The 9371-nt window shown below is 64.2% G+C and carries 8 protein-coding genes; 3 read left to right on the top strand and 5 right to left on the bottom strand.

The features are described from left to right. A partial coding sequence (locus Tam10B_RS13650) for a hypothetical protein (RefSeq protein WP_233133725.1) occupies positions 1-228 on the top strand: 228 nt, incomplete at its 5' end. On the opposite strand, the gene Tam10B_RS12260 is transcribed toward Tam10B_RS13650, so the two are convergent. The 4 genes from Tam10B_RS12260 to leuC all read right to left on the bottom strand — a co-directional run bounded on the left by Tam10B_RS12260 (position 212) and on the right by leuC (position 5855). Next, positions 212-1396, bottom strand: coding sequence for a beta/alpha barrel domain-containing protein (locus Tam10B_RS12260; protein ID WP_093961525.1), 1185 nt, complete (start codon positions 1394-1396; stop codon positions 212-214). The genes Tam10B_RS13650 and Tam10B_RS12260 overlap by 17 nt on opposite strands. A gap of 135 nt (positions 1397-1531) precedes the next feature. Then, complete coding sequence (locus Tam10B_RS12255; protein WP_093961524.1) at positions 1532-2986, bottom strand: Ig-like domain-containing protein; 1455 nt, start codon at positions 2984-2986, stop codon at positions 1532-1534. 520 nt (positions 2987-3506) lie between these two features. After that, positions 3507-4193: a 3-isopropylmalate dehydratase small subunit gene (leuD, locus tag Tam10B_RS12250; protein WP_093961523.1), complete on the bottom strand. Its 687-nt coding sequence runs from the start codon at positions 4191-4193 to the stop codon at positions 3507-3509. Positions 4194-4451: 258 nt separating this feature from the next. Further along, on the bottom strand, positions 4452-5855 hold the full coding sequence (gene leuC, locus Tam10B_RS12245) for a 3-isopropylmalate dehydratase large subunit (RefSeq protein ID WP_093961522.1): 1404 nt from the start codon (positions 5853-5855) through the stop codon (positions 4452-4454). A gap of 320 nt (positions 5856-6175) precedes the next feature. On the opposite strand from leuC, the gene Tam10B_RS12240 reads away from it, so the two are divergent. Beyond that, the gene (locus Tam10B_RS12240; RefSeq protein WP_223848281.1) at positions 6176-6919 is read left to right on the top strand and encodes an IclR family transcriptional regulator; all 744 of its coding nucleotides are present in this window, start codon (positions 6176-6178) and stop codon (positions 6917-6919) included. Between the two features lie 331 nt (positions 6920-7250). Here Tam10B_RS12240 and Tam10B_RS12235 read toward each other — a convergent pair whose 3' ends face one another. Next, positions 7251-8573 carry a metallophosphoesterase family protein gene (locus Tam10B_RS12235; RefSeq protein ID WP_093961520.1) on the bottom strand — a complete coding sequence of 441 codons (1323 nt, stop codon included), beginning with the start codon at positions 8571-8573 and terminating at the stop codon, positions 7251-7253. Positions 8574-8999: 426 nt separating this feature from the next. Between Tam10B_RS12235 and Tam10B_RS12230 the strand changes: the two genes are divergently transcribed. Further along, the coding region (locus tag Tam10B_RS12230; RefSeq protein ID WP_456297856.1) for a transposase-like zinc-binding domain-containing protein at positions 9000-9371 on the top strand (372 nt) is incomplete at its 3' end.

Below are 9371 nucleotides of genomic sequence, written 5' to 3'. Positions count from 1 at the left end.
GAAATCGCCACTGGCATATCAGCCGCGGGAAGAGCGCTGTATGCCAGTGAGATACACCATTTTGTTGGGATACGCCATTTGCGTGGCGCACGATCGACGGGATTCACGATGACGGTCGGCGTCGTGCACTGCACGCCATTGCCGACCGCACATCAACGCACGCCGACCGCGCATCACCCACGCATCAACGACTACCGCGCATCGCCGCCGCTTATCGCGCCTGCTTGATGCGCTGCGCCAGATCCGGGTTCCACATCGCTCCGGTGGCGCTCATCACGGCGTCCGCGCCGGCGGCACGATACTCGAAGTAGTCGGCCGGCTCGGTCACGCCGCCCACGCCCACGATGCCGAAGTCGAGGCCGAGGCGTTCGCGCAGTCCGGCCAGTCGGCGCACCATGTCGAGGCCGCTGGGCTTGATCGCCGCGCCACACACGCCGCTGCGGTCGCGTCCGGCGCCGGGCAGCGCCTGCGCGCCCTTGGCGTCCACGAGCTTCGCGGAGATCGTGTTGATCGTGGCGAAGCCCTGCACGAGGCCGCGGCCGGCGGTTACGCGCACCATGTATTCAAGATCGTCGTCGCTGGGCAGATACGCGAGCTTGACGATGAGCGGCACGTCGCCAATCGTGTTCTTCACGGCCTCGCAGATCGTGCTGACCTGGTCGGGCGCGTGGCACAGCAGTCGGTTGTGTCCCTCGTTCGGGCAACTGGTGTTCATCTCCATCACCTTGGCGCCGGTTTCGAGCACGAGACGCGCGGTGGCGGCGTGGTCGGCCACGTACTGTTCGGGGGTCATGCCGTCCACGCGCGAGCCCTGGAAGCTGGGGACGAGCAGCTGTCCGCGGCCGGCGCGTTCCATGGCGCGCTGCATGTCGGGCTGCCACACGTCGGGGTCCTGCGAGGGCACGCCGAACGAGTTGGAGATGGAGATTGGGGTTTCGAATTCATGATCGGCGAGCACGCCCTCGTCGCATTCGGCGCTGCCGGGCGTGAGGATGCCGTCGGCGGACGCGGGATGCACGGCGAGCACGTTCGGGAACGGGTTGCAGCCCCACGCGCGCGAGCGCACGGTCTTGTACACGGCCAGATCAAAGCCCATGCGGAACGCGCCGGTGGTGTAGCGTTCGTTGAGCAGCGGACCGGCGGGAATGCCGAACGGCAGGTCGACGGGCACGCCGAAGAACGATTCGGCGGGTTCGGTGGCGTTCGCGGCTGCGGCATCATTGTCGTCGGAGGGCGCGGACTCCAGCGCACGCTTCACCTGATCGTCGCTCACGCCGGTTTTTGCGTCTCCGCCGAGCGTCTGCGCGAACGCGCCGAACGGTCCGAAGCGGTAGTTGTCCTCGTACGTGCGGTCGACGTCGTAGAACGGCGTGATTCCCGTGGTTTCCTCGCTCATAGTCTCTCCTGTGATGTGCTCGAAGAATTGTTCGAATGCGTCCGGTTCGATTGTACGACCGGGGGTTGGATTGTCGACCGAGTGACGTCGGGGCACGACGTCAGGCGCACAGGCGCGCGCAGCCAGGACGCCCGATCAGCGGCGCCGACGAACCACGATCACGGCCACCACACCGATCACGGCGAGCACGATCACCACCACGGCGATCATGGCGACCTCCGTGCCGGTCTTGGACAGCTGGCTCTGGCTCACCATCTGGCGGGTGTCCGTGGTGACGGTCTTGTCGTTGGACGGAACGTTGATGCCACTGCCGTTCGACTCCGTCTGCGTGGTCGTTCCGTCGCCGTCGCCGAGCTGTACCTCGTAGGCGACCGTGCCCACGCTGACCTTGGCGGAGACGGTCTGGCTTTCGGCCTTCGTACCGTCGGCGTTGGTGGGCGTGACCGTGCCGGACACGGTGAACGTGCCGGGCTGACGGTATGAGTTCTCCGGGACGGTATCCCAAATAACGGGCTCCTCGGTCACGTCGCCGTTCGACCAGGTCACCTTCACCGTGCCGGGCATGGTCGGCGCCTTGCCGACGAGAGTGGTCACGGACACAGTGTCGTCCACGGATTTCACGGTGGCCGGACTGACGGTCACCTGCACGTTCACAGTCTTGCCGGCCACGAGCCCACCCAGTGTGAACGTGCCGCCGGCGCGCTTGCGATAGCCGTCGAACTGAGGCCAGTCGATAGATTCAGTGGTGGGGTCTCCCCCGTCGTTCCACGACACCTTCGCGTTCGCGGGCAGCTGCGGCTTGGTGCCGGATGCCACGGTGATCGAGGTCGATCCGTTCACCGCGACCTTGGTCACGACGGCGCTGTGCACCACGACCGACGTCTGCACGCTGACGGTGTCGTCGGACGTCGAGGAGACACCGGCCGTGTTGCCGGTCGAGGTCGTGCCGGAGTCGGACGAGCCTGTGGAGCCTGCGTTTCCGTTCGAGGACAGACCGTCGGCGGTCTTTTCGCATACGCCGATGGCGTTGCCCGAGGTCGATGATTTCGCGGAGCCGTCGGACGATCCGTTGGCGCTGGCGGCGTTCTCTTCGGTATCGCCCGGGCAGACCGTACCGGACACGGTCACCGTACGATCCTTTCCGGTGCGGTTGGAGAAGTCCACGCCGGACGTGTTCCACGCGACGGACGCCTGTGATTCGCTGCCGTCGGACCAGTGCGCGGTCACCTTGGCGGGCAGCTTCGGCTTCTTGCCGGAGTTCGTTTCCGTAGTCTTGGACGGCGGATCCACGCTGGTGATGCGGGTGTTCGACTCGGCCGACGCCGTCGTTGGCGTCAGGGATGACGAATTCGAAGAAGAGGAGGACGACGAGGCGGACGCGGACGACGATCCCGCGGCGGAGGAAATCGCGGATGACGATGAGTCGGCGGACGCGGAAGTCGTGACCGACGTCTGCACGGATCCGGCGGAAGATTCAGCCGCGCTTGCGGTGGCTGCGGAGAGCCCGAGGGAAGCGACGGCGGCCACTGCGGCCACCACGCCCACGACTCGTGTCTTCCAGCGTTTTCCGCGCAAGCTTTCTAGATCCATGGCTTCCTTTCCGATCCCCATCCAAGGATATGTGTATCCGCCATGATACCCATGGGAACGGATTGGACCGATCAAAACTGATCGTTCCTCCGCAAAAGCTTCGGGATCCCTCCCTCAGCCCGACTCTGTCGGGCAGCTCCCTCCCCCGGAGGGAGCACGATGAATGAAATGCGCAATGCCCCTCCCCTTTGTGCTCCCTCCGGGGAGAGAGCTGTCGGCGAGTTGCCAAATCCATTTGAGGTTGTCAGCTTGTGCTCCCTCCGGGGGAGGGAGCTGTCGCGCAAAGCGCGACTGAGGGAGGGATCACAAACCAACTAGCCTCGATCAAGCCAACAGGCCCGCCCCTGCAGGAATGGACCGGCACGCTAGCCTTCACGCAAGCAGGCAATGCCAACGGCCCCGCCCCGGCAAGAATGGACGGCCTGCGGCCGCGCCTTGTTGGCTCCGCCGCTCGAGGGTCGCGGCTCCGCCTGGGGCCTGCAGACACAGTCCACCGGACTGTACTGCAGGCCGATCGAGACTACTTGTCTCGATCGGCCAACGGCCCCAGCCAATTGTCCTCCTCCGGCTCTCGGGCGGAGGAGATGGGCTCTTCGGGCAGGTGGCGGGCCGGCAGGGTGGTCGGCTTGAACGGGAACTTCTCGGCACGCATCTTCTCATACGCCACGATGTCGTCCTCATGACGCAGCGTCAGATCGATGTCGTCATAGCCGTTCATCAGACGCCAGCGCACGTAGTCGCCCACCTCGAACGGCAGAGTCACGTCGCCGCAGGTCACGGTGCGCTCGCCCAGATCCACGGTCATCTCGCGGCCGGGCTCCTCCTCGAGCAGCTTCCACAGCAGCTCGATGGACTCCATCGGCATGATGGCGGCCAGCACGCCGTTTTTGGCGGTGTTGCCGTAGAAGATGTCGGCGAAGCGCGGCGCGATCACCACGCGGAAGCCGTAGTCGTGCAGCGCCCACACGGCGTGCTCACGGGAGGAGCCGATGCCGAAGTCGGGGCCGGCCACCAGGATCTTGCCGTTGCGGTACGGCTCCTGGTTGAGCACGAAATCGGGGTTGCGGCGCCACGCGTAGAACAGCGCGTCGTCAAAGCCGGACTTGGTCACGCGCTTGAGGAACACGGCGGGGATGATCTGGTCGGTGTCCACGTTGGAACGGCGCAGCGGCACGCCCACACCGGTGACGACAGTGAGTTTTTCCATGATTACGATCCTTTGAAAATCTACGAAAGTCTGCGATTGGTATACGAAACGATTCGAACAGACCGAAGGTCTGCCTTCCCCTCGAGGGGAAGGTGTCCGACGCAGTCGGACGGATGAGGTGCCCAACATAAAAGTCGGCGCGCAGATGTTGTCAACGCACGCTACGACTTCGCCACGTCACCTCATCAGTCGGACCGACGTCCGGCAGCTTCCCCTCAAGGGGAAGCCGGCCTTCAGTCGTACGGACCGTACGGCGGCTTACAGGTCCGCGGGGCTGGAGATGGTGCCGCGGATGGCGGTGGCGGCGGCCACGGCCGGCGATGCCAGATGCGTGCGGCTGCCCTTGCCCTGACGGCCTTCGAAGTTGCGGTTCGACGTGGAGATGGAACGCTCGTCGGCCACCATCTTGTCGGGGTTCATGCCCAGGCACATGGAGCAGCCGGCGTTGCGCCATTCCGCACCGAAGTCCTTGAAGATCTTGTCGAGTCCTTCCTTCTCCGCCTGCAGGCGCACGCGGGAGGAGGCCGGCACCACGAGCACGCGGTGCAGGCTCTTCGCCTTGTGGTGGCCCTTCATGATCGCGGCTGCGGCACGCAGATCCTCGATGCGGCCGTTGGTGCAGGAGCCGATGAACACGGTGTCCACGGCGATCGACTTGATCGGCTGGCCGGGCTTGAGACCCATGTACTTGATGGCGCTTTCCGCGGCTACACGCTTGGTCTCGTCGGTGATGGTCTCCGGATCGGGCACGTTGGCGGTGATCGGCAGGCCCTGACCGGGGTTGGTGCCCCACGTCACGTACGGCTGCAGGTCCTCGGCGCGCAGCGTCACTTCCTTGTCGAACACGGCGTCGTCGTCGGTCTTCAGCGTCTTCCAGTATTCGACGGCCTTGTCCCACATCTCGCCCTGCGGCGCGTGCGGACGGCCCTTGAGGTATTCGAAGGTGATCTCGTCGGGGCTGACCATGCCGGCGCGGGCACCCGCCTCGATCGACATGTTGCAGATCGTCATGCGGGCTTCCATGCTGAGCTTGTGGATGGCCTCGCCGCGGTATTCGATCACGTGGCCCTGGCCGCCGCCGGTGCCGATCTTCGCGATGATGGCGAGGATGATGTCCTTGGCGGTCACGCCTTCGGGCAGTTCGCCCTCCACGTTCACGGCCATGGTCTTGAACGGCTTGAGGCTCAGGCACTGGGTGGCCATCACGTGCTCCACCTCACTGGTGCCGATGCCGAACGCGAGCGCGCCGAACGCGCCGTGCGTGGAGGTGTGGGAGTCGCCGCACACCACGGTCATGCCGGGCTGGGTAAGACCGAGCTGCGGGCCCACCTGATGCACGATGCCCTGATCGGCGTCGCCGAGCGGGTGCAGACGCACGCCGAACTCCTTGCAGTTCTTCTCAAGCGTGCTCAGCTGGGTGGCGGAGGTCTTGTCGGGGTTCGGCTGGTCGATGTTGACGGTCGGGGTGTTGTGGTCCTCGGTGGCGATGAGTAGATCGGTGTGACGCGGCTTGCGGCCTGCCAGGCGCAGACCCTCGAACGCCTGCGGGCTGGTGACCTCGTGCATGAGCATGAGGTCGATGTAGATCAGGTCCGGCTCGGCGTTCTCGCCCTTGCGAACGAGATGGTCGGCCCAGACTTTCTCGGCCAATGTGGTTCCCATAACAACCTCCTGGAGTCAGGGTTTTTGCAACGTTTCCAACGTTTGTGCAACGTCCGTCGACGTCGGTTCCTCATCGATTTCTTCAGTCGGCCGCTCCTGCGAACGGCCCAGTCACATTGAGTATGGTGCGTCGGCCAAATTCGAGACTTTTGCATTTCACATTCTGAGATGGCATAATCCCAATCATGGCAATCGAAAACGGCGCGACTTCAACGGTGGGACCGGTGCAGACGAAAAAAGATTCAGCAAAAGTATTGACAAATCAGCGAAATGCCTCAAACCCGAGCGCACAGGGCGATGAGACGGGTGCCGAACGCACCATCAACGGCCGCAAGGAAGTGCATTCCGGCGTCGGCGTGCTCGACAAGACCGCGAAGATCCTCGACACCCTTGAGGGCGGTCCGGCCACGTTGGCGCAGCTGGTGAACGAGACGGGCCTGGCCCGACCGACGGCGCACCGTCTGGCGATCGCATTGGAGAAGCATCGCTTCATCGTACGTGATCAGCACGGCCGGTTCGTGCTCGGGTCTCGCTTTGCGGAACTGGCCGCCGCGGCGGGCGAGGATCGTCTGCTTACGGCGTGCGGTCCGATTCTGCAGACGCTGCTCGACCGTACGGGCGAGTCGGCACAGATCTACCGTCGTCAGGGCGATCAGCGCGTGTGCATCGCCGCGGTGGAGCGTTCGAGCGGCCTGCGCGATTCCATTCCGGTGGGCGCGATCCTGTCGATGGAGGCGGGTTCAGCGGCGCAGATTCTGCTCGCGTGGGAGGATCCGGAGCGTATGCATCAGGGTCTTCGCCGCGCCAAGTTCACGGTGGCGAAGCTGACGACGGTGCGCAAGCGCGGCTGGGCGGAGTCGGTGAACGAGCGTGAGCCGGGCGTGGCTTCGGTGAGTGCGCCGATCCGCAACGCTTCCGGTCAGGTGATCGCCGCGATCTCGATCTCGGGTCCGACGAACCGCATGGGCACCACGCCGGGTCAGCATTTCGCCCCGCTGGTCATGGCCGCCGGCAAGTACCTGTCCGACGCCCTGATTCGCGCCCACGCCGGCGCGGGCATGTAAACCCCAGCCCCTTCGTTCTCCCTCCGCGGGAGGGAGATGTTGTAAACCCCAACCCTTTTGTTCTCCCTCCAAGGGAGGGAGATGTCATGACGAAAGTCATGACAGAGGGAGGGAACAGACTCCACTCGGGACGAAACCCCTCCCTCAGACCGCCTACGGCGGCCAGCTCCCTCCCCCGGAGGGAGCACCAACTATTCGAGCGACGACCTCACGGCCGACACCTCATACGCTCGCCTGTCGACCCTACCCTTCGTTCTCCCTCCAAGGGAGGGAGATGTCATGACGAAAGTCATGACAGAGGGAGGGAACACACAGGACAGGCAGGACAGAACTATTTTCTCTTCCCCGTGAATCCCAGCGACGCCACCGCGGCAGCGAAGCCGGCGGCGATCGTGGCCAGGGTTCCGGGCTTGCGCAGCAGATTCCACGCATCCCCCGGATTGGTCGGCACGTGGCTCATCGCGAACGTGTACACCTTGCGCGACGACGGCTTGCCCACGATGTCGCCGAACTCGAGCAGCTGCGTGCGCGGCTCGTACGGGTGGCGGATGTCGAACTCGAACAGTCTGGCCGCCCGCTTGGCCGGCACGGGACCATACGAACCAAATCCGCAAGTGGGCGTGGCGCCGAGCATGATGCCCTCGGTCGTGCCCACGAACCCGTTGCGGTGGTCGTGGCCGGCGAACAGGCCGAAGTATCCGTCGGTCTCCTTCATGATGTGGAACTCCCCGCAATCCACGTCGGGGCAGCTCACGCCCTCGCACAGGTAGCCTCCTGGCAGGGTCTTGTCCTCGTCGAGCACGTAGCAGGCGCCGTCGAAGCTGCGGTAGCCCTGGATCGCGTATGCGGTGGTGGACGGCACGGCCTTGAGTACGTCGTAGAACTGCGGAATGGGGATATGCTGGAAGATCAACGATTTCGCCTCGATAGCGGCGGGCACGGCGTCGAGGAAGTCAAGCGCGCGCTGGCTGGGCGCACCATAGCCGCCGGACTTCGCGTAGTCGCCGGAATCGACGACCACCAGCCCCATCACGTTGCGATTGTGGTCCACGTCGGCCACGGGCAGCGCGAAGGTGCCCGGCTCGCACGCGTACGCCATCTGGTCCTTGAGCAGACCGTTGGCGTCAGCGGGCTGAGCGGCGAGCGCGCCGGTCTGCTCGGGCGCGGCCATGGCCGGGTTCACGCATCCGGGGAATTCTCGGTAGATGGAGTCGAGTTCGGCGTTGTCGAGGCCGCATTGGAAATCATGGTTGCCGTAGGTCACGGCGAACGGGATCTCCCGGTCGACGAGCGGCTGCACGAACTGACGGATGGATTCGCGTACGAGTTCTCGCGTATGGTCGAGTTCCGTTGGGTTCGTCGCGCCGGCCTTCGGATAGTCCCATGCGCGTTTGCGGAAGGTCTTAGTGTAGGCGGAATCGTATCCGGCGATCTGGTCGCCGGTGAAGACGACGAGGTCCGGCCGTGCGGCGTCGCAGGCGGCCTCGATCAGGCGGATCGTGTCGGATGCCACCTTAGGACCGTCCTGGATGTCGGTGAGCTGCAGCACACGGAATTTGCCGGAACGGTGGAATTGGAGGCGTCCGAGTTTAGCGGAGACGGAGATGGGTCGTTCCTCGTCGGCGGCCGATCCACGCTGAATTCGTTCACTCATACCCTCAACCCTACTTCACCCAACCTGAGAATCAACCGAAAGCACGTCACCGTGTGCAAAATGCATGGAATCCTCCGAGAAGCCGCCTGATTCGGAGATCTCAAACCCACCTGACGGATAGGAGCCGGCGGATTCCCTTCCCCGAGCGTTGCGCAGAGGTGCATGCAGGAGCAATCTTCGAGTTCTGAAGTGATATGGGGCCTTTTCGGACATCAATCTTGAAGTTCTGAAGTGTCCAGAGGAAACAACGCGAGTACAAGCCGCGTGATTGCAACGGTCATACTCTGGATTTTCGTCTTTCGTATTTCGGGCTATAGGAACAAGAGTGTTGCTTATGTTCCGGGTTTGGCCTTACGGCAGTAGGCGTGTCGGGGTGTTATTTTTCCGCGTGAAAAAATAGGGGCGTTCCTCTGGTGGGCTGGATGCATGAGGACGAAATCCAGCAAGGCGAAGAAATGCCCCGTGTGCGGGTCGGCGATGAAGCGGAACGGCAGGACGAGGGCGGGAACCCAGCGGTGGATGTGCGTCGCGTGTTCGCTGACCGGGGTCATGCGTCAGCAGGACGCGGAACGTGGCAGGCAGCTCGACGCGTTCCTCGGCTGGCTGCTCGGCCGCGCGTCCCAGTCCTCATGCGACGCGCACGGCGATGCGCGGGCATTGCGCAAGCGGACAGCGTGGTGCTGGAACATCCGGCCCGAGATTCCCCCGTGCACGGTGAAGCATCACACGGTGATGGCGGACGGCACGTACATGAGCCACGGCTGGTGCCTGATCACGGCGGTCGACGGCGAAAGCGGC

The organism is Bifidobacterium vansinderenii, assembly GCF_002234915.1.
Lineage (GTDB): Bacteria > Actinomycetota > Actinomycetes > Actinomycetales > Bifidobacteriaceae > Galliscardovia > Galliscardovia vansinderenii.
Note: the sequence above shows the minus strand (reverse complement) of the source record. Positions and strands in the feature narration are given on the sequence as shown.